Below are 20,056 nucleotides of genomic sequence, written 5' to 3'. Positions count from 1 at the left end.
CCGGTCAGCCGCCGGTGCCCTTGTCGCGCCGCCGCAGGTACCGCTCGAACTCCTGGGCGATCGCCTCACCGCTGGCCTCCGGGAGGTCGGCGGTGTCCTTGGCCTCCTCGAGCTGCTGCACGTACTCGCCGATCTCGGCGTCCTCTGCAGCGAGCTCGTCGACCCCGTGCTGCCAGGCGGCGGCGTCGTCCGGGAGCTCACCGAGCGGCACCGGCTCGCCGAGCAGCTGCTCGATCCGGTGCAGGAGCGCCAGCGTGGCCTTCGGGGACGGTGGGTGCGCGACGTAGTGGGGGACCGCTGCCCACAGCGAGAGCGAACGCAGCCCACGGGTGGCGGCCTCGTGCTGCAGGACGCCGACGATGCCGGTCGGACCTTCGTAGCTGTTGGGCTCGAGGCCGAAGATGTCTCGGACCTCGGCATCCTCGCTGGTGGCGTTCACGGGGATCGGGCGCGTGTGCGGTACGTCGGCGAGGAGCGCGCCGAGCGTGACGACGGTGTTCACACCGAGACTGGCGGCGATGTCGAGCAGCTCGGTGCAGTAGCGGCGCCACCGCATGGACGGCTCGATGCCGTGCACGAGAACCACGCGTCTCCCGCTGCCCGGTGCGGTGGCGACAGCGACCGCGGTCGTCGGCCAGGTGATCTCGCGGCGCCCGTCCGGTCCGAGACCCACGATCGGGCGGTTCACCTGGAAGTCGTGGTACTCCTCGGGGTCGAGCTCGTCGACGTGCTCGGCGTCCCAGACCTCGTGCAGGTGCTCCAGGGCCTGGGTGGCTGCCGACCCGGCGTCGTTCCACCCCTCGAACGCCGCGAGCAGCACCGTCTCGTGGGCAGGAAGGTCCGCGGGTGGCGTGCTCATCCGACCAGCCTAGGGCGCGGTGTTGCCGAGCCGCCGGACGGGACCGTGCGCGAGCGAGTCGGTGCCCCCTCTTAGGATGGCGCGGTGAACCCAGCCACCGGCCACGATCCCCGTCTGAGCGCCGTCCTGTGGGACATGGACGGCACCCTGATCGACACGGAGCCGTTCTGGATCGCGGCGGAGACCGAGCTGGTCGAGGCCCACGGTGGTGTGTGGACGCATGAGGACGGGCTGGCGATGGTCGGAAACCCGATGATCGTCAGCGCCAAGGCCCTGGCCGCGCGCGGTGTCGACCTGCCGTACGACGAGATCGTCGACTTCCTGAACCTGCGGGTCGCGGCCGCCGTCGCGGCCGGTATCCCGTGGCAGCCCGGAGCACATGAGCTCCTCGTCGCGCTGCACGCGGCGGGTGTGCCGATGGCGCTCGTGACGTCGTCGTTCGCGGTGCTCGCCGAACCGTTCGCCGCGGCCGTCGGCCTGTTCGACGTCGTGGTCAGCGGCGACGAGGTCAGCCGGCCGAAGCCCGATCCGGAGCCCTACCTGCTGGCCGCACGACGTCTCGGGGTCGACATCGCCACGTGCGTCGCGGTCGAGGACTCCCGCTCAGGGATCGCGTCGGCGGTCAGCTCGGGCGCCCGGACGGTCGCCATCGAGGTGCACCACCGCGTCGAGCACCGCGAGGGCCTCAGCCGGGTCGCGTCCCTCGAGGTGGTGTCCCTGGACGACCTGGTGCGGGTCGCCGAGGGCGCCGTGCTCGACCTGCGCACCGCCGGCTGAGAGGGCGGTCAGGGGCGGACGTCGGGCACGATGCCGATCGACCGCTCGACCGCTCCCGCAGGCACCTCGGGCGGTGTCCCGCCGAACGCCGGGCACAGTGCCTTGTACGAGCACCAGTCGCACAGCTTGGAGGGCCGGGGGCGCCAGTCGCCCGACCGCGCAGCATCCTCGATCCCGCCCCAGATCGAGCGCACCCGTGCCTCGATCGTCGCCATCTCGGACTCCGACGGTTCGTGCGTGAGGATCACCCCGTCGCCCAGGTACTCGAGCTGCAGGCGTTTGGGCAGGACGCCCCGGGTGCGCCAGATCACGTAGGCGTAGAACCGCATCTGGAAGAGCGCCGAGCTCTCGAACCCCGCACGGGGAGACCGGCCCGTCTTGTAGTCGACGACGCGCACCCAGCCGTTCGGCGCGACGTCGACGCGGTCGATGATCCCGCGAAGCTGCGGACCGTTCTCGTCGAGCTCGGTCGACACCATCAGCTCGCGCTCACGGGGTTCGAGTCGCGTGGGGTCCTCGAGGGTGAAGTACGTCGCCAGGAGCGACTCTGCACTCGTCAGCCACTCGGTCAGGTCGGCCGGCTCGGCGAACAGCTCACCGATGGACGGGTCCCGCTCGAGGAGCATCTCCCACTCGACCGGCAGCAGCGCATGGGCGGCCTCGACGGTTCGCTCGAGAGCGGGCAGGTCGAACAGGTGCTCCAGCACCGAGTGCACGAGGGTGCCGCGGGCCGCAGCCGGACTGGGCGGCTCGGGCAGCCTGTCGATCACCCGGAACCGGAACAGCTGGGGGCACTGCAGGAAGTCGTTGGCCCGCGACGGCGACAGGCCGGGTCGCGACGGCGGTCGGCCGCCCGTGACGAGCTGCTCGACCGCGTCCTCGACCGCCTCGTCCGCGACCTCGAGCTCGAGGGAGTCGGCGCTCATGAGGGAGCCGGCGGGTCAGGGAGGTGCATGCCTCCGACAGTAGGCGTCACCACCGACACGGGCGCGGACCGACGCACACCTACGCTGGGCACGTGAGCACAGACCGCCCCTCGGAACGTCGCACGCCAGGCTGGGTGATCGGCCGAGTCGTCGGCGCCCCGATCATCCTGGCGCCCAGCTGGGTGCTCGCAGCGGTCGTGCTGACGTTGTTCATCGCACCGAGCGTGCGCCGCTGGCTCGGCGGAGACGTCGGTGTCCGCATCTACGTGGTCGCCCTCGGGTTCGTCGTGCTCCTCTTCGGCTCGGTGCTCGTGCACGAGCTCGCGCACGGTCTCATGGCCCGCGCCCGCGGGCAGCAGCCACGCGAGTTCGTCCTGACGCTGTGGGGCGGCCACACGAGCTTCGGTGGCGTGTCCCCGACTCCGCTCACCAGCGTTCTGGTCGCCATCGTCGGCCCACTGAGCAACCTCCTGCTCGCGGGGGTCTTCACCTGGCTCGCGGCGCAGGTCGGCACGGACACCGTCGGCGGTCTGCTGCTGTGGTCCGGTGCCGTCTCGAACGGGTTCCTCGGCCTGTTCAACCTCATCCCCGGCCTGCCTCTGGACGGCGGGTGGGTGCTCGAGGCCGCCGTGTGGGGCATCACCAAGAACCGGCACACGGGCACCGTCGTCGCGGGGTGGGCCGGGCGCGTCGTCGCAGTCGGCGTCCTGGCCTGGGCCCTCGTGGTTCCCCTCCTGAACGGTCGGCAGCCGGAGATCAGCAGCGTCATGTGGTCCGCGCTGATCGGCGCGTTCCTGTGGTCAGGGGCGTCGACGGCCGTCCGGGGCGGGCGCTCGCAGAAGGCCGTCCAGCAGATCACGCTGGACTCGGTCGGCCGCCGCGCCGTCGGTGTCGGCCACACCGACTCGTTGGCGCACGCGGGGGCCGTCGCGGCCGCAGCCGGGGCCGACGAGGTGGTCATCCTCTCGCCCGACGGCCGACCCGCGGCCTACGTGGACCGTGCCGCGGCCGCCTCGGTGCCGGCCGAGGCGGCCGGCGCCACGCCGGTCACGGCCGTCGCCATCCCCCTGCCCGTCGGGGCTTTCGTGGACGGGACGCTGAGCGGGCAGGCGCTCGTGGGCGCGATCGGCGAGGCCACGAGGCACTCGCCGGTCGTCGCGGCTCTGGTCGACGGCAAGGTGGTCGGGCTGATCCGCGCGATGGACGTCGTGGCGGCCATCCGCTCCTAGACTCGGGGACCGTGACCCCCGAGCAGACGTCCACCGGTGCCGCGCAACGCCGCGGCCCCTTCCGAGCGGGCGACCGCGTGCAGCTGACGGACCCGCGCGGACGTCTTCACACCATCACGCTGGCCGAGGGCGGCTCGTTCCACACGCATCGCGGCTACCTGACGCACGACTCGCTCCTGGGCGCGCCGGAGGGCACGGTCGTGCGCAACACCTCGGGCATCGAGTACCTCGCGGTCCGCCCGCTGCTCGCCGACTACGTCCTGTCGATGCCGCGCGGCGCAGCCGTGGTCTACCCGAAGGACTCGGGCCAGATCGTCGCGATGGCCGACATCTACCCCGGCGCGCGCGTGATCGAGGCCGGCGTCGGGTCCGGCGCACTGACGATGTCGCTGCTGCGTGCCGTCGGCGACGCCGGCTCGCTGCACTCCATCGAGCGGCGCGAGGACTTCGCAGCCATCGCGCGCGGGAACGTGGAGGGCTTCTTCGGCGGCCCGCACCCGGCGTGGGAGCTGTCCGTCGGGGACCTGTCGGACGTCCTGCCGACGGTGGCAGGGCCCGGAAGTGTCGACCGGGTCGTCCTCGACATGCTCGCGCCCTGGGAGAACCTCGACGCGGTCGCCGTCGCCCTGGCCCCCGGCGGCGTCTTCATCTCCTACGTCGCGACGACGACGCAGCTCTCTCGCCTGGCCGAGGACATCCGCTCCGACGGGCGGTACACCGAGCCCGAGGCGTGGGAGTCGATGGTGCGCGGGTGGCACCTCGAAGGTCTCGCGGTCCGCCCGCAGCACCGGATGATCGGGCACACGGGGTTCCTGCTCACCACGCGTCGGCTCGCGGACGGTGTCGACGCACCGCAGCGTCGGCGTCGACCGGCCAAGGGCGCGTACCCGGTCGCGGCCGACGGGGCACCCGCCGTGGACGACGCCGAGCTCTGGTCGTCCGAGGCCATGGGGGAGCGCGCCGTCTCGGACAAGAAGCTGCGCCGTGCCCGCCGTGACGTCGGCCAGGCACCGACCACCTGAGCAGCTGTCCGCGGAGCGGGACGTTCGGCCGAGTCGGCCGCGTCGCGCTGCCCGGTGTTGACACTTGTGGTTAGGGTCGTCGGACCAGCAGGCACAGCGCGGTGCACGATGGAGACGGAGCGTCGACGACGGAGACCATGCGAGCGGAACGGAGGCCGACGACATGACAGATCCGGGTGCCCCTGAGCGAGACCTGCAGCGAGAGCTCAGTGTCCTGACGGCCAAGAACGAGCGTCTGAGCGACGCGCTCGTGGCCGCACGTGAGCAGATCGTGGACCTCAAGCGCCAGGTCGATGACCTCGCGAAGCCGCCGGGCACCTACGCCACCTACCTGGGGTCGCGTGACGACGGAAGCGTCGACATCATCTCGGCAGGTCGCAAGATGCACGTGGGCGCGAGCCCGTCGCTCGACGTCGGCAGGCTCCGTCCTGGCCAAGAGGTCATGCTCAACGAGGCCCTCACGGTCGTCGAGGCGGGCGGCTACGAAGAGGTCGGCGAGCTCGTCACCGTCAAGGAGCTGCTCGGTACCGACCGTGCGCTCGTGGTGGGACGCGGCGACGAGGAGCGCGTCGTGCGGTTCGCCGGGCAGGTCCGTGACGCACACGTGCGCATCGGTGACGCGCTCACCATCGACTCGCGCAGCGGATTCGTCTTCGAGGTCATCCCACGTGCCGAGGTCGAGGACCTGGTCCTCGAAGAGGTGCCGGACATCGACTACAAGGACATCGGCGGCCTCGGCCCGCAGATCGAGGCGATCCGTGACGCTGTGGAGCTGCCGTTCCTGCACCCTGAGCTGTTCCGCGAGCACGGTCTGAAGCCGCCGAAGGGTGTCCTGCTGTACGGCCCGCCCGGGTGTGGCAAGACGCTCATCGCCAAGGCCGTCGCGCACTCTCTCGCGGCCACCGCGGCCGCTGCCCGTGGGGAGGACACGGCCGACACCAAGAGCTTCTTCCTGAACGTCAAGGGTCCGGAGCTGCTCAACAAGTACGTCGGCGAGACGGAGCGGCACATCCGCCTGATCTTCGCCCGCGCCCGGGAGAAGGCGTCCCAGGGGCACCCCGTCGTCGTGTTCTTCGACGAGATGGAGTCGCTCTTCCGCACCCGTGGGACGGGTGTCTCGAGCGACGTCGAGACGACGATCGTGCCGCAGCTCCTGTCCGAGATCGACGGCGTCGAGCGGCTCGAGAACGTCATCGTCATCGGCGCCTCGAACCGCGAGGACATGATCGACCCGGCCATCCTGCGGCCCGGCCGCCTGGACGTGAAGATCAAGATCGAGCGGCCGGACGCCGAGGGTGCGCGCGAGATCTTCGCCAAGTACCTCGTGCCCAGCCTGCCCATCCACCCGGACGACCTGGCCGAGCACGGTGGGTCGCCGAACGAGGCGGTCGAGGCGATGATCAGCCGCGTGGTCGAGCGGATGTACACGGAGAGCGACGAGAACCGCTTCCTCGAGGTCACCTACGCCAGCGGCGACAAGGAGGTCCTGTACTTCAAGGACTTCAACTCGGGCGCCATGATCCAGAACGTCGTCGACCGCGCCAAGAAGTCGGCCATCAAGGACTTCCTGGCCAGCGGCACGCGCGGCATCCGCGTCGACCACCTGCTCACGGCGTGCGTCGACGAGTTCCGCGAGAACGAGGACCTGCCCAACACCACCAACCCCGACGACTGGGCGCGGATCTCCGGGAAGAAGGGCGAGCGCATCGTCTTCATCCGGACGATCGTCCAGGGCAAGAAGGGTGCGGAGGGCTCGCGGACGATCGAGACGGTGACGAGCACCGGGCAGTACCTGTAGACCACCGCCGCGGCGGACACGTCGACGCACGGTCGCGGGACGACCCTAGGGTGGTGTCGTGACCGTGCGCCGCGTGATGGGGATCGAGACCGAGTACGGGATCCTCCAGCCCGGACGCCCGCTGGCCAACCCGATGCTGCTGTCGTCGCACGTGGTCGCGGTGCACGCGGCTGCTCGCGAGGGCGCGCGGACCAGGGCCAGGTGGGACTACGACGACGAGGACCCGCTGCACGACGCCCGCGGGTTCCACCTGCAGCGAGCGTCCGCCCACCCGTCGATGCTCACCGACGAACCGGAGGCCCCGGCACCCTCGGGCGACGGGCCCCAAGCGCTGCCGCGGGCGACCGCCGACGAGTACGAGGACCCGGGCGCGGCCAACGTCATCCTGACGAACGGTGCTCGCCTGTACGTCGACCACGCTCACCCGGAGTACTCCTCGCCGGAGGTCACCAACCCGCTCGACGTCGTGCGGTGGGACCGGGCCGGCGAGCGCGTCATGCTCGCGTCGGTACGGGCCCTCGCCTCGACCCAGGCTCTTCCGGACGTGGCGCTGTACAAGAACAACGTGGACGGTAAGGGCGCCACCTACGGCATGCACGAGAACTACCTGGTGGACCGCGCGGTGCCGTTCAACGACTTAGCCGCCCGCCTGATCCCGTTCTTCGTGACCCGACAGGTGTTCACGGGGGCCGGCCGGGTCGGCGTCGGGCAGCGCGGGGAGGCTGCCGGCTTCCAGCTGTCTCAGCGCGCCGACTACATGGAGGCCGAGATCGGCCTCGAGACGACCTTGCGGCGTCCGATCATCAACACGCGCGACGAGCCGCACGCCGACCCGGACCGGTGGCGCCGGCTGCACGTCATCATCGGTGACGCGACGATGCTCGAGGTCTCCACGTACCTGCGCCTGGGCACCACGTCGCTGGTCCTGTGGCTCATCGAACGGGCCGTCGCTGAAGGTGGTGCGGGCGGGGCGCTCGCCACGGTCGACCGGCTGACCCTCCGCGACCCGGTGCAGGCCGTCCACCTGATCAGCCACGACCTGACCCTGACCGCCCGCGTCGAGCTGGTGGACGGCAGGCACCTCACGGCGCTGGAGATCCAGCGTGAGTACCTCATGGCGGTCCGGACCGCGCTCGCGCACACCGGGGACGACCTCGACGAGCAGAGCGAGGACGTCCTCCAGCGGTGGGCGTCGCTGCTGGACCGTCTGGCAACCGACCCCGCCAGCTGCGCACGTGAGGTCGAGTGGCTCGCCAAGCTGAGGCTGCTCGAAGGGATGCGCCATCGTGACCACCTGGCGTGGGACCACCCGCGCCTCGCCGCGATGGACCTGCAGTGGTCGGACGTCCGGCCCGAGCGGGGGCTCTACCACCGCCTCGTCAACGCGGGGGCCGTCGAGCTGCTCGTCACCCCCGAGCAGGTGAGTGAGGCGGTGCTCCACCCGCCACGGGACACCCGTGCGTACTTCCGCGGCGAGGCCGTCGCGCGCTACGGCGCGGAGATATCTGCGGCGAGCTGGGACTCGGTCGTGTTCGACGTGCAGGGTGCCGCGACCTTGCAGCGGGTGCCCATGCGGGACCCCCTACGCGGGACGGCCGCGCACGTCGGCGACCTGCTCGACCGCAGCCCTGACGCTGCGTCCTTGCTGGCGGCCCTCGGCGCCTGACGTCAGCTCATCTGCCCGACGTACCGGACAGCCTCCTTGGCGTCCCGCAGCCGCCGTTCGTAGGTGAGCCCCAGGCCGAGCAGCGCCGCGCCGCCGAGGGCGAGCACCGGCCACCAGCCCAGCCCGCCGATCGCCTCGCGGGTCACCGGAGCGAGCTGGACCACGAGCTGGACCAGGAGCGCCAGCGACCCGACGACGAACGGCGCCTGCCACCGCCGCACGGCGCCGACGACGACGGCGAGGATCCCACCGGCGATCACGACCCCCACTCGCCAGGTGGTTCCGGTGGCCAGCGCCGTGAGCGTGGGTACCCCCAGGGCGAGGGCGAGTCCGGGACCGAACGCCAGCCAGGTGGCCGTAGCCGGCCGCGTGCGCATCCGCACCCCGCCGACGAGCAGGACGATCAGCCCGAGCACCACGAGCACGGCGTCGTGCGGCACGGCCCACGTGCGACTCAGAGCGGCAACCGCGCTGGCGACGAGCACCATCGCCCCCATCCCGAGCACGTCGTCCGCGGGCGGTGACCAGCGCACGCCCGGCAGCACGGCGCGTCCCGCGGCCCCACGGCCGGCGAGGTACGTGCCGAGAAGGGCGCCCACGCAGATCCGGACCAGTCCCGCGGGCCCCTCGTCGTGCGTGAGCAGGGCGGGCACAGTCGCGAGCGCAAGCACGGCCCACGGGGCTGCCCGTCGCAGGTGTGCGTCGCGTCCCGGCCGAGCCAGCAGCCACGTGGTGCACGCGCCGGCGAGCAGCATGGCGGCGGGAAGGGCCCACAGCTCGACGGACCCCTGAGGCTCGGTCCAGCTCTCGACGGTGATCATGACGGCGCGGCGGGCCGGGCCGAGCAGCGCGAGAGCGCCCCCGACCGCAGCGAGGGCCAGCACGGGGTCGTGGCCCACCGTGGGGGGCGCATGACCTCGGCGAACGACGAGGGAGGCGGCCAGCACCAGCACGGCGGACGATGCGGTCGCGAGAACCGCCCGGTCGAGAGCCAGCGCACCTACGACCAGTGGGTCGGCGATCACGGAGGTCGGCACGGTCGCGAGGGCGAGCCCGCAGCCGAGCAGCTCGGCAGCCGCAGCACCGCCCGAACGCCAGCGCACGAGGCCGACCCCGACCAGGACCACCCCGAGCGGGGCGAGGTACGCCTCGGGCACGCCGACATCCCTGATCACGAGCGCGCACCACGATGCCGCGACCAGCAGCCCGAGGGCCACCCAGAGCTCGACCCGCCGGTCCCGCCGGGCCGCACACGCGGCGGCGACGACCGAGGCCAGCACCAAGCCCAGTGCGGCAGTGGAGACGCCCTGCGCGCCCGAGGCGAGGATCCCGGCGGCGACCACGAGCCACCCCACGGCTTCCACGGGGATGCGTCGGTCGGCCACGGTCGGCGGTAGCGCCCCAGCAGCCACCGCTGCCGCTCCACCGATGACGACGGTCAGGAGGCAGGCGACCACCACCGGCGGCTGTCCCGTGAGCGCCTGGGCGGTGACCAGTGCGAGCGCCGTCACCGGGGCGACGGCTGCGGTGGCGACGACGACGACCGGCCCGACGAGGCGACCCTGCCCCCAGACGGCGACGGCCAGCACCGCCGCGGCGACCACGGCTCCGAGCACCACGGTCGGGCCGACGACCGCCGGCGTGGGCGAGACGCCGGTCACCCAGCAGCCCGCACCGACCAGGGCAGCCACGGCGAGCGCCGCGTGCCGGTCCCCGTCGCTCCGCGCCAGGCCGAGAGCCGTCGTCGTGAGAACCGCTACGGCGACCGCTGCGGCCACAATCACCGGTGCCGCCACGTCACCCGCGAACAGCAGCTGGGCGACCGCAGCCCAGGCGAGGACCGCGGTCGCGAAGGTCGAGCTGGCACGCGCAGGATCCGCGTCGGTCCACCAGCGGGCGGACAACGCGAACGCTGCACACGCAGCCAGGGCCAGGCCGGTCCACCACGGCTCACCGAGGCTCGCGGCGAGCGCACCGGCCACGCCGAGCGCCGCGCCGGCACGGACGTACCAGCGCAGCCAACCGATCCGCAGCAGCCCGACCACCGTCGCGACGACACCCGCTGCGAGGAGGGTGATCGTCGCGCGCTCTGCACCGACGAGCGCGGCGGAGACGAGCACGACCTCGATCGTCAGCACCGCCGACGCATGGCGAGCCGCCGCCGCTGCCCGGCCACCGCGCCACATCGCGTCGGCGACGAGCATGAGGACGAGAGCCGCTGACCCGACGACCTGCTCGACGGCCGCCGACCGGTCGAGGCCGTCGAGCCCTGCGACGACGTCCGTCCCGGCCGTCAGCGCGAGCACCACGCTCGGTGCACCGACCGCGAGCGTCGCGATCGTCGCACCGTCAGCGCATGCGCGCAGGAGCCCACGTCCGGGCCGGGTCACCGGCCAACGGGGCAGCGCTGCGACGAGTGCGACGGCCAGCAGCGCCGGCAGCGCCGTTCCGGCAAGGTCGAGCTCGACCGACGCTGCCGTCGCGGCCGAGACGGCGGCGATGCCGGCAGCTGCGGCCCAGGCGCGACCAGCCCTGGCGGGCCGTCCGGCCGAGCCGGCTGCCCGTGCCGCGAGTACGGCCTGCAGCACCGCCAGCACCGCCGCGGCTCCGAGGACGCCGATGGGGGGCCACGCCTCGCCGTCCGAGGCGACCCCGATGAGCGCCGCGATCCAGCCGGTGACGACGCCGGACGTCGCCGCGACGCAGAGCAGCGTGCGCTCGGCCCTGAGCGGCGTCAGCGCGGGCACGAAGCGCACGGTGGCGAGGACGGTCGCGGTGAGCAGGATCACTCCACCCTGGGCGGCACTCTGCGCGTGCACGAGCACCATCACGGGTGCGAGGGGGAGCAGGAGGCTCGCGCCGACGGTCCCCGACCGGATCCCCGTCGCCCAGCCGTACGCTGCGAGGCCGGTCGCGCAGACGAGACAGGCGACGGCTGCGTACGCCGCGGGGTCGACGTCCGGGAGGACGCCGATCGCGTAGACCGCCCAGGCGTCGAGCACCACGAGCACCGAGCCGAGGACGCCGACCGCCTGGGCCGACGCACCGAGGCCGCGCCGGTTGAGCCACACCGCCAGCACGAGCACGACGACCGTCCCGAGGCCGATGACCGCACCTCGCTGGCTCACGTTCATCACGTCCCAGCTGAAGACGAGGAACACGAGGCTCGCCATGGCGAGCAGAGCGACTCCCAGGACCTGGAGCACCGTCTGCACCCGCCACGGCGCCGAGGGCGGAGCGGAGGTCCGTGGCGGCCCGCTGAACGGTCGTGCCGGAGGGCGTGGGACGGGTACACCGGCGGCGTGGGCGGGCTGCGCAGCTGCGAAGGCGGGGAGCGAGACGGGTGTCGGCCGGTCGGGCGGAGTCGGCACGACGGTCGCGGCACGGGGTGCTGACACGGCCTGAGCGGCGCGGAGGTCGGCCACCAGCACGGCACGGGCCTCGAGTGCGGCGACGGCGTCCAGCGACGACCGCCAGAGTCGCGCTCCGCGGTCGCCCGACAGCTCGAGCCGGCACGTTCCGCACGTGGGTCCGGCGATGGTGCTGTCGCAGCCAGGGCAGAGTCTGGCGTCGAGGAGCAGACGCCGTGCATGAGCCAGGGCGGGCGTCAGGTGGATCTCCGGGTCCGTCATCGGGAGATCGTGTCAGTACGGATGGCCCCGCGACGCGGCATCGGCCCGACTGTGCACAACGTTCGCCCATCCAGCCGTCCGCCTGCCGAGCGCCGGAGCCAGGTGCGTCCGATGATGGGCCTAGGGTGGAGCTGAACGCGTCAGCTGGCACACCGGGAGGCCCACGATGGCTGGTCAGGAACACGTACGCCCACGTCGCGAGGACGAGGAGCCGGACGACGGGCCGGACACCCCGGCGCCTGCCAGCGCCAGCGCGCAGTCCCGTGACGCCGATGTCGACGCCCTGCTCGACGAGATCGACGACGTCCTCGAGTCCAACGCCGAGCAGTTCGTCCGCGGGTTCGTCCAGAAGGGCGGCCAGTGAACCGGTACGACACGTCCGCCTCCGGGCGGCTGCCGCACGCGTTCACGACGCCCGGCTCGTCGTCGTTCGTGGAGTTCTTGTCCAGCCACGCGCCGCACCTGCTCCCGGGCAACCGACCGGCCGGCGAGCTGCAGGCACCACACGGCACCACGATCGTGTCGCTCGCGTTCGACGGCGGCATCGTCATGGCGGGCGACCGTCGCGCCACGATGGGCTCGATGATCGCGAGCCGGGACATCGAGAAGGTGTTCCCGGCTGACGAGTACTCGGCGGTCGGCATCGCGGGCACCGCCGGCCTGGCGATCGAGCTGGTCCGGCTGTTCCAGCTCGAGCTCGAGCACTACGAGAAGATCGAGGGCTCGCTGCTGTCGCTCGACGGAAAGGCGAACCGGCTGGCGACGATGATCCGGGGGAATCTCGGGCTCGCGATGCAGGGCCTGGCCGTGGTGCCGCTGTTCGGCGGGTACGACCTCGACAGGCGCGCCGGCCGGATCTTCTCCTACGACGTCACGGGCGGTCGCTACGAGGAGCACGACCATCACGCGGTGGGGTCGGGCTCCGTGTTCGCGCGCGGGTCGTTGAAGAAGCTGTGGAAGCACGACCTGGACGCTGAGAGCTCGGTGCGCGTGGCGGTCGAGGCGCTGTGGGACGCGGCCGACGACGACTCGGCCACGGGCGGCCCGGACCGGACGCGGGGTATCTGGCCGGTTGTCGCGACCGTCACCGAAGCGGGCTACCTGCGCGCGCCGGACGACCAGCTCGCGGCGATCGTCGAGCAGGTCGAGGAGCAGCGGCGGGGTGCCCACCGGGCGCGGGGAGGTGGCCAGCGATGAGCATGCCTTTCTACGTGTCGCCCGAGCAGCTGATGAAGGACCGCGCCGACTACGCGCGCAAGGGCATCGCGCGGGGCCGTTCGGTCGTCGTGCTGCAGTACGACGACGGCATCGCGTTCGCCACCGAGAACGCCTCACGGGCGCTGCACAAGATCTCCGAGATCTACGACCGGATCGGTTTCGCAGCCGTCGGCAAGTACAACGAGTTCGAGAACCTGCGCGTGGCCGGTGTCCGCTACGCCGACCTGCGGGGGTACTCCTACGACCGCGAGGACGTCAGCGTGCGCGGCCTCGCCAACGCGTACGCCCAGACGCTCGGCACGGTGTTCACGACGGAGTCCAAGCCGCTCGAGGTGGAGATCGTCGTGGCCGAGGTCGGACGCGAGGCGTCGGGCGACCAGATCTACCGCCTCGCCTACGACGGCTCGGTGACCGACGAGCACGGCTTCGTGGTCATGGGCGGGCAGGCCGAACGTCTCGGCTCTGTCGTGTCCGACGGCTGGCACGCAGGAATGACCCTGCCCGAGGTTCTCGCTCTGGCCGTCGGGGCGCTCGGGTCGCCGGCGGAGGACGGCGGTGAGCAGCGGGCGATCCCGGCCGCACAGCTCGAGGTGGCCGTGCTGGACCGGACGCGACCGCGCCGGACGTTCCGTCGGTTGGCCGGCGCCCTGCTGGAGGACCTGCTCGACTGACGGCGTGCACCACACGAAGGAGGGATGGCGATGGACAGGCGGATCTTCGGTCTGGAGACCGAGTACGGCGTGACGTGCGCGGCTCAGGACGGGCGGGGGCTGTCGGCCGACGAGGTCGCGCGGTACCTCTTCCGCAAGGTCGTCGCGTGGGGGCGCTCGTCCAACGTGTTCCTGCGCAACGGTTCGCGGCTCTACCTCGACGTCGGGTCGCACCCCGAGTACGCCACGGCGGAGTGCGACGACGTGCGGCAGCTGGTCACCCACGACAGGGCGGGTGAGCGGATCCTCGAGGGTCTCGTGGCGGACGCGCAGCAGCGGCTGGAGCACGAAGGCCTTCCGGGCAAGATCCACCTCTTCAAGAACAACACCGACTCTGCCGGGAACTCCTACGGCTGCCACGAGAACTATCTGGTCCGGCGCCAGGGAGACTTCTCGCGCCTCTCGGACGTTCTGGTGCCGTTCCTCATCACGCGGCAGATCCTCACGGGCGCGGGCAAGGTCCTCGCGACGCCCCGAGGTGCCGTCTACTGCCTCTCGCAGCGCGCCGACCACATCTGGGAGGCCGTGAGCAGCGCCACGACGCGGTCGCGTCCGATCATCAACACGCGCGACGAGCCGCACGCCGACGCCGAGCACTACCGCCGTCTACACGTGATCGTGGGCGACTCGTCCATGTCCGAGACGACGACCATGCTCAAGGTGGGGACGACCGACCTGCTGCTGCGCATGATCGAGGCCGGCGCTCCGATGCGTGACATGGCCCTCGAGAACCCGATCCGCGCGATCCGCGAGATCAGCCACGACATGACCGGGATGCACCCGATCACGATGGCCAACGGGCGGACGGTCACGGCCGTCGACCTGCAGGAGGAGTACCTGACGCGCGTCGGCGACTTCCTGGCCTCCGAGGGGGGACCGACGCCCGAGAACAAGCAGGTTCTGGACCTGTGGGAGCGCGGGCTGCGTGCGCTGCGCACCGGTGACCTGTCGCTCGTGGACCGGGAGCTCGACTGGGTGATCAAGTACAAGCTGATCGAGCGCTACCGGGCCAAGCACAACCTCGAGCTGTCGGACGTCCGCGTGCAGCGTCTCGACCTGGCCTACCACGACATCTCCCGGACCGAAGGGCTGTACAACCTGCTCGCGGCCCGCGGGATGGTCGAGCGCGTCACCACCGACCTGGAGATCTTCGAGGCCACCGCGGTCCCGCCCCAGACCACGCGCGCCAAGCTGCGCGGTGACTTCGTCCGCGCCGCGCAGGACGCACGGCGTGACTACACCGTGGACTGGGTGCACCTCAAGCTCAACGACCAGGCCCAGCGCACGGTCCTGTGCAAGGACCCCTTCCGCAGTGTCGACGAGCGGGTGGACCGGCTCATCGAGTCGATGTGAGCGTGCGGGCAGCCTCGGTGGCTGCTCGGCACGGAGTCCTCGAGCCCCAGGTCGGGACCGTACAGTGTCCCGGTGCGTCGTCCGGTGGTCCCGGTCGACGCCGTGTCCGCGCCGCGGGCTGCGACCACGAGGAGGAAACACGTGCGACGACTGCGTGCCCTGGCGGCGGCTGCGGCACTGGCGCTGACGCTCGTCGGACTCGCAGGGTGCAGCCCCCAGGACTCGCTCGTCCCTGACGTCAACGTGACCGGGGAGCCGGGCGAAGCGCCGACGATCACGTACCTCACCCCGTTGGACGTCACGTCGACGCACACGGAGCAGATCTGGCCGGGCGACGGACCGTCGCTCGTCGACGGGCAGGCCGTGCTCATCGACTTCTGGCTCGAGGACGCCTCCGACGCGTCGCTGGTCAAGGAGTCCTTCAGCACGAAGCCCACGGCGCTGCTGCTCACCGAGGTCGACCTGGGCAAGGACCTGTACAACACCCTGCAGGGCCAGAAGGTGGGAGCCCGGTTGCTCCAGATCAGCCCAGGCAGCGGCACCGGAGCCACGGACTACCCGACCGTCACCGTGATCGACGTGCTGCCGACCCGCGCATCGGGCGAGCCCGCCCCGGTGCGCGCCGACCTTCCCGTCGTGACCCTCGACCCCTCGGGCGCACCGAGCATCGCCCCGACGGGTACGGAGCCTCCTGGGGCGCTCGTCGCGCAGCCGCTCATCCGGGGTACCGGTGAGCAGGTCCAGGCGAACGACATGGTGACCGTCCAGTACACAGGTTTCTCATGGACGTCGGGGGAGTCGTTCGACTCGACGTGGTCGCGGACCGGACTGCCGGTGTCGTTCTCCCTGCAGGACGTGCAGGCCTGGTCCGAGGGGCTGGTCGACCAGCCGGTCGGCAGCCAGGTGATGCTCGTGGTGCCGCCGACCTACGCGCTGGGGATCACCCAGAGCGAGGAGATGGCCGGGCAGACGGTGGTGTACGTGGTCGACATCCTCGACACAGGACACCCGTCGGCGGGCGCTTCCGCCGGCTGATCCGGACGCAGGGCCGCCTCAGCACGAGGCGCGCGGTGTCCGCGCCGCGGGCGACCGGTCCTGGCGGGTGCGAAACTTGCTGGTAACCCCCCGGTGCACCATGGAAGGTTGTGTCGTGCCCACGCGAGCCCAGCCACCGCGACCGACGACGCTGACCGGGTCCGTTCCTCGCCGTGCGACGCAGCTCATCTGGCGAGGCATGTGCGCGCACAAGGGCACCTACGTGACCGCCGTAGGCACGTCGGCGGTGTTCGGTGTGCTGACCGTGGGAGTCAGCCGAGTGCTCGGCACGATCACGGACGAGGTCGTCGTCCCCGCGATCGCGGGCTCGAAGGAGGCACAGGGGCGGATCTGGCTCGCAGGAGCCGCGATCGCCCTCGTTGCCGTCTCGCTCGCCGTGACGGTCGCGATGCGACGCATCTTCGCCGGCCGTGGGTTCGCGCTCATCCAGGAGGACCACCGCTCGGGTGTGACCCGCCAGTACCTGCACCTGCCGATGAGCTGGCACCGTCAGCACCCGACCGGGCAGCTGCTGTCGAACGCCAGCGCGGACGTCGAGGCCGCGACCAACATCTTCAACCCCTTGCCGTTCGCGCTCGGTGTCGCCGTCATGCTGGTGGTCGCCACCGTCGCGCTGTTCCGGACGGACGTCTGGCTGGCACTGGCCGCGCTGGTCGTGCTGCCCGTGGCCGTCGTCGCGAACCTGGTCTTCCAGCGTCGGATGTCGCCGGCGGCCATCCGCGCGCAGCAGCTGCGTGCGGACGTCGCGGACATCGCGCACGAGAGCTTCGAGGCTGCTGTGCTCGTGACCTCGCTGGGCACCGCTGGGCGCGAGGAGGCGCGGTTCACCGAGAGGGCGCAGGAGCTGCGGGACGCCAACGTCCGGGTGGGCATCGTGCGTGCGCTCTTCGACCCGGTCATCGACGTCCTGCCCGGGCTGGGCACGCTCCTCGTCCTGGTCGTCGGCACCGTCCAGGTCCGCGCCGGGCACATCCAGACGGGGGACGTCGTCGCGGCGGCCTACCTGCTGACCCTCCTCGCCATCCCTGTCCGGGCCTTCGGCTGGGTGCTCGGCGAGGTGCCTCGCGCGCTGGTCGGCTACGACAGGATCGCCCGGGTGCTCGACGCGCGCAGCGAGCTCCCACCCGGTGGTCGGTCCTGGACGCCGAGCGGCGGGGCACGCGTCGAGCTGCGCGACGTCGGGCTCACGGTCGGCCTGCCGGGCGGCGGTGAGCTGGCACTCCTGAAGGACATCGACCTGGACATCTCTCCCGGCCGAACGGTGGCGATCGTGGGGCCGACGGGTGCTGGGAAGACCACGCTCGTCTCGCTCGTCAGCCGGTTGACCGATCCGACGTCGGGCGTCGTGCGGGTCGACGGGGTCGACGTGCGTGACCTGCGACCAGCTGACCTTGCCCGGCACGTCGCACTCGTCGCTCAGTCGACGTTCGTGTTCGAGGACAGCGTGCGCAGCAACGTCACGCTCGCCGACGAGTCCGAGCACGGCGTCCCGGACGACGACGCCGTGTGGGCTGCTCTGAGCGTCGCCCGCGTCGACGACGTGGTGCGTGCGCTGCCGGGAGGCCTGGACGCGAAGCTGGGGGAGCGCGGCGCCAACCTGTCCGGTGGGCAGCGTCAGCGGCTGGCGCTCGCCAGGGCGCTCGTGCGGCAGCCCGCCGTGCTGGTCCTGGACGACGCGACCTCAGCGGTCGACCCGCGCATCGAGCAGGCGATCCTGCGGGGTCTGCGGGGCGAGGGTGGCCCGACGGTCCTGCTCGTCGCGTACCGGATGTCCTCCGTCCTCCTCGCCGACGAGGTCGTGCACGTCGCCGGCGGCCGCGTGGTGGATCGGGGGACCCACGACGAGCTGCTGGCCCGCGATCCCGGGTACCGCGAGCTGGCCACGGCCTACGAGCAGGAGTCAGCGCGACGCGCAGCGGAGTCGGCCGACGCCCTGGCGCTCGACGAGGTCGTCGACTCGTTCGTGCAGGACCCCGCATGAGCGCGATGGCACCCGCGAGCTCGCTCGGCGTCGTCGCGACGCTCCGGCGAGGGCTGTCGGCCTCACCGCAGCTCGTCGTCGGCTGGAAGGTCACGTTCCTGCTGGCCGTCGTGGCGTCGTTCGGACGCGTCCTCGTCCCGATCGCGGTGCAGCAGACGGTGGACACCGGGATCCTCGCGCCGGGCGGCCCGGACGTCCGTCGGGTCGCCGTCCTGACGAGCGTCGCCGCAGCAGGCCTGCTGGTCGGTGCGGTCTGCTCCGGGTACGTCAACGTCCGGCTGTTCCGGTCCAGCGAGAGCGGGCTGCTCTCGCTGCGGACGCAGGCGTTCCGCCACGTGCACGACCTGTCCGTCCTGACCCAGAACACGGAGCGACGTGGATCGCTGGTCTCCCGGGTGACGTCGGACGTCGACACCATCTCGCTGTTCGTGCAGTGGGGCGGGATCATGCTGCTCGTCTCCGTGCTGCAGATCGGCGTCGCGACCATCCTGATGGCGGTCTACTCCTGGCAGCTCACGCTGGTCGTCTGGGCGGGCTTCGTTCCGCTGTTCCTCGCGTTGCGCCCCCTGCAGAAACGGGTCAACGGCCGGTACACGGTGGTGCGCGAGCGTGTGGGCGCGATGCTCGGCGCGATCTCGGAGGCCGTCGTCGGCGCGGAGACCATCCGCGCCTACGGTGTCGGCGAGCGGACGCAGCGACGGATCGACGCGTCCGTCGGTGCGACGCGTGCTGCGATGGTCCGCGCGCAGAACCTGGTCGGAGTGGTGTTCTCCAGCGGCGTCCTCGTGGCGAACCTCGTTCTCGCGGTGGTGGTCGTCGTGGGCACCTACCTCGGGGTCGCCGGCCAGATGTCCGTCGGCAAGCTGCTCGCGTTCCTCTTCCTGGTCCAGCTGTTCACCGGGCCCGTCCAGATGGCGACGGAGGTCCTCAACGAGCTCCAGAACGCGGTCGCCGGCTGGCGCCGCGTGCTCGGTGTTCTGGAGACGCCCATCGAGGTGGTCGACGCGGGCGCCGCCGGCGTGCCTAGCCCGCGCGGCCCGGCGACGCTCGAGCTGCGCGACGTGGCTTACCACTACCCGGACGGTCCTGCCGTGCTGGTCGACGTCGACGTGTCCGTTCCCGCCGGGTCGTCGGTCGCGGTCGTCGGGGCGACGGGCTCGGGCAAGACGACGATCGCGAAGCTCGTCGCCCGCTTCATGGATCCGACGGCCGGCGCGGTCCTGCTGGACGGCGTCGACCTGCGCGACATTCCCGTGGACCAGCTGCGCCGCCGGATCGTGCTGGTGCCGCAGGAGGGCTTCCTGTTCGACGGGACGCTCGCGGAGAACATCTCGTACGGCCTGCGGCCCGACGGCGACGCGCACGCTGCCGCGCCCGACGACGCTCGGGTACGCGAAGCGGTCGACGCGTTGGGTCTCGCGGACTGGGTCGACGACCTCGCCGCGGGCCTCGGCACACAGGTCGGCCAGCGTGGTGAGTCGCTGTCCGCGGGGGAGCGGCAGCTGGTCGCGCTGGCCCGTGCGTACCTCGCGGACGCGGACCTGCTGCTCCTCGACGAGGCGACCTCGGCGGTCGACCCGGCGACCGAGGTGCGCATCGCCCGTGCGCTCGAGTCCCTGACGCAGGGCCGGAGCACCGTGACGATCGCGCACCGGCTGTCCACCGCGGAGGCGGCGGACGCGGTGGTCGTCGTGGACGCAGGCCGAGTGGTCGAGACCGGGCACCACGACGACCTGGTCGCCCGCGAGGGGCACTACGCCGCACTGCACGCCGCCTGGGTCTCGCAGACCCGGTAAGACGCCATCCGGACCCGCGGCCGCCGCATGGCA

Annotated in this window: 15 protein-coding genes; 12 read left to right on the top strand and 3 right to left on the bottom strand. The window is 71.9% G+C overall.

Annotated features, from left to right (window positions below; all coding sequences use genetic code 11):
• Window positions 1-4 precede the first annotated feature (4 nt).
• On the bottom strand, window positions 5-859 hold the full coding sequence (locus N553_RS0118830; protein ID WP_028047815.1) for a PAC2 family protein: 855 nt from the start codon (window positions 857-859) through the stop codon (window positions 5-7).
• Window positions 860-943: 84 nt separating this feature from the next.
• Between N553_RS0118830 and N553_RS0118825 the strand changes: the two genes are divergently transcribed.
• Window positions 944-1,636, top strand: coding sequence for an HAD family phosphatase (locus N553_RS0118825; RefSeq protein ID WP_028047814.1), 693 nt, complete (start codon window positions 944-946; stop codon window positions 1,634-1,636).
• An 8-nt stretch (window positions 1,637-1,644) separates the two neighbouring features.
• Here N553_RS0118825 and N553_RS0118820 read toward each other — a convergent pair whose 3' ends face one another.
• Window positions 1,645-2,562, bottom strand: a complete 918-nt coding sequence (locus N553_RS0118820; protein ID WP_028047813.1) for a PD-(D/E)XK nuclease family protein — start codon at window positions 2,560-2,562, stop codon at window positions 1,645-1,647.
• Window positions 2,563-2,654: 92 nt separating this feature from the next.
• Between N553_RS0118820 and N553_RS0118815 the strand changes: the two genes are divergently transcribed.
• The 4 genes from N553_RS0118815 (at window position 2,655) to dop (ending at window position 8,277) form a co-directional block, all read left to right on the top strand.
• The gene (locus tag N553_RS0118815) at window positions 2,655-3,791 is read left to right on the top strand and encodes a site-2 protease family protein (RefSeq protein ID WP_028047812.1); all 1,137 of its coding nucleotides are present in this window, start codon (window positions 2,655-2,657) and stop codon (window positions 3,789-3,791) included.
• Between the two features lie 11 nt (window positions 3,792-3,802).
• Entirely contained in the window at window positions 3,803-4,813 is a 1,011-nt protein-coding gene (locus tag N553_RS0118810) for a tRNA (adenine-N1)-methyltransferase (protein WP_034623451.1), read from the top strand.
• 163 nt (window positions 4,814-4,976) lie between these two features.
• Window positions 4,977-6,611 (top strand): proteasome ATPase, encoded by a 1,635-nt coding sequence (gene arc / locus N553_RS0118805; RefSeq protein ID WP_028047810.1) that lies wholly within the window; start codon window positions 4,977-4,979, stop codon window positions 6,609-6,611.
• Window positions 6,612-6,669: 58 nt separating this feature from the next.
• Window positions 6,670-8,277 carry a depupylase/deamidase Dop gene (dop, locus tag N553_RS0118800; RefSeq protein WP_028047809.1) on the top strand — a complete coding sequence of 536 codons (1,608 nt, stop codon included), beginning with the start codon at window positions 6,670-6,672 and terminating at the stop codon, window positions 8,275-8,277.
• A gap of 2 nt (window positions 8,278-8,279) precedes the next feature.
• On the opposite strand, the gene N553_RS0118795 is transcribed toward dop, so the two are convergent.
• Entirely contained in the window at window positions 8,280-11,909 is a 3,630-nt protein-coding gene (locus tag N553_RS0118795) for an SCO7613 C-terminal domain-containing membrane protein (protein ID WP_028047808.1), read from the bottom strand.
• Window positions 11,910-12,075: 166 nt separating this feature from the next.
• Between N553_RS0118795 and N553_RS0118790 the strand changes: the two genes are divergently transcribed.
• The 7 genes from N553_RS0118790 (at window position 12,076) to N553_RS0118760 (ending at window position 20,023) form a co-directional block, all read left to right on the top strand.
• Entirely contained in the window at window positions 12,076-12,273 is a 198-nt protein-coding gene (locus N553_RS0118790; RefSeq protein WP_028047807.1) for a ubiquitin-like protein Pup, read from the top strand.
• A complete protein-coding gene (prcB, locus tag N553_RS0118785) occupies window positions 12,270-13,106 on the top strand; it encodes a proteasome subunit beta (RefSeq protein WP_028047806.1) in 837 nt (278 codons plus the stop codon). The genes N553_RS0118790 and prcB overlap by 4 nt, the downstream gene beginning before the upstream one ends.
• The gene (gene prcA, locus N553_RS0118780) at window positions 13,103-13,798 is read left to right on the top strand and encodes a proteasome subunit alpha (protein WP_028047805.1); all 696 of its coding nucleotides are present in this window, start codon (window positions 13,103-13,105) and stop codon (window positions 13,796-13,798) included. The genes prcB and prcA overlap by 4 nt, the downstream gene beginning before the upstream one ends.
• A 30-nt stretch (window positions 13,799-13,828) precedes the next feature.
• Window positions 13,829-15,190, top strand: coding sequence for a Pup--protein ligase (pafA, locus tag N553_RS0118775; RefSeq protein ID WP_028047804.1), 1,362 nt, complete (start codon window positions 13,829-13,831; stop codon window positions 15,188-15,190).
• A 141-nt stretch (window positions 15,191-15,331) separates the two neighbouring features.
• Entirely contained in the window at window positions 15,332-16,225 is an 894-nt protein-coding gene (locus N553_RS0118770) for an FKBP-type peptidyl-prolyl cis-trans isomerase (protein WP_028047803.1), read from the top strand.
• 100 nt (window positions 16,226-16,325) lie between these two features.
• The gene (locus N553_RS23690) at window positions 16,326-18,227 is read left to right on the top strand and encodes an ABC transporter ATP-binding protein (protein WP_051640364.1); all 1,902 of its coding nucleotides are present in this window, start codon (window positions 16,326-16,328) and stop codon (window positions 18,225-18,227) included.
• Window positions 18,224-20,023, top strand: coding sequence for an ABC transporter ATP-binding protein (locus N553_RS0118760; RefSeq protein WP_028047802.1), 1,800 nt, complete (start codon window positions 18,224-18,226; stop codon window positions 20,021-20,023). Before N553_RS23690 ends, N553_RS0118760 begins: the two co-directional genes overlap by 4 nt.
• The last annotated feature ends 33 nt before the right edge of the window (window positions 20,024-20,056 follow it).

The organism is Cellulomonas sp. URHE0023 (assembly GCF_000688475.1).
Lineage (GTDB): Bacteria > Actinomycetota > Actinomycetes > Actinomycetales > Cellulomonadaceae > Cellulomonas.
Note: the sequence above shows the minus strand (reverse complement) of the source record. Positions and strands in the feature narration are given on the sequence as shown.

Bases quoted from the DNA above. Each gene is read 5' to 3' on its own strand.
- N553_RS0118830 (WP_028047815.1), bottom strand. From the start codon at position 859: ATGAGCACGCCACCCGCGGACCTTCCTGCCCACGAGACGGTGCTGCTC.
- N553_RS0118820 (WP_028047813.1), bottom strand. From the start codon at position 2,562: ATGAGCGCCGACTCCCTCGAGCTCGAGGTCGCGGACGAGGCGGTCGAG.
- arc (WP_028047810.1), top strand. From the start codon at position 4,977: ATGACAGATCCGGGTGCCCCTGAGCGAGACCTGCAGCGAGAGCTCAGT.
- N553_RS0118795 (WP_028047808.1), bottom strand. From the start codon at position 11,909: ATGACGGACCCGGAGATCCACCTGACGCCCGCCCTGGCTCATGCACGG.
- N553_RS0118790 (WP_028047807.1), top strand. From the start codon at position 12,076: ATGGCTGGTCAGGAACACGTACGCCCACGTCGCGAGGACGAGGAGCCG.
- prcA (WP_028047805.1), top strand. From the start codon at position 13,103: ATGAGCATGCCTTTCTACGTGTCGCCCGAGCAGCTGATGAAGGACCGC.
- pafA (WP_028047804.1), top strand. From the start codon at position 13,829: ATGGACAGGCGGATCTTCGGTCTGGAGACCGAGTACGGCGTGACGTGC.
- N553_RS23690 (WP_051640364.1), top strand. From the start codon at position 16,326: ATGGAAGGTTGTGTCGTGCCCACGCGAGCCCAGCCACCGCGACCGACG.
- N553_RS0118760 (WP_028047802.1), top strand. From the start codon at position 18,224: ATGAGCGCGATGGCACCCGCGAGCTCGCTCGGCGTCGTCGCGACGCTC.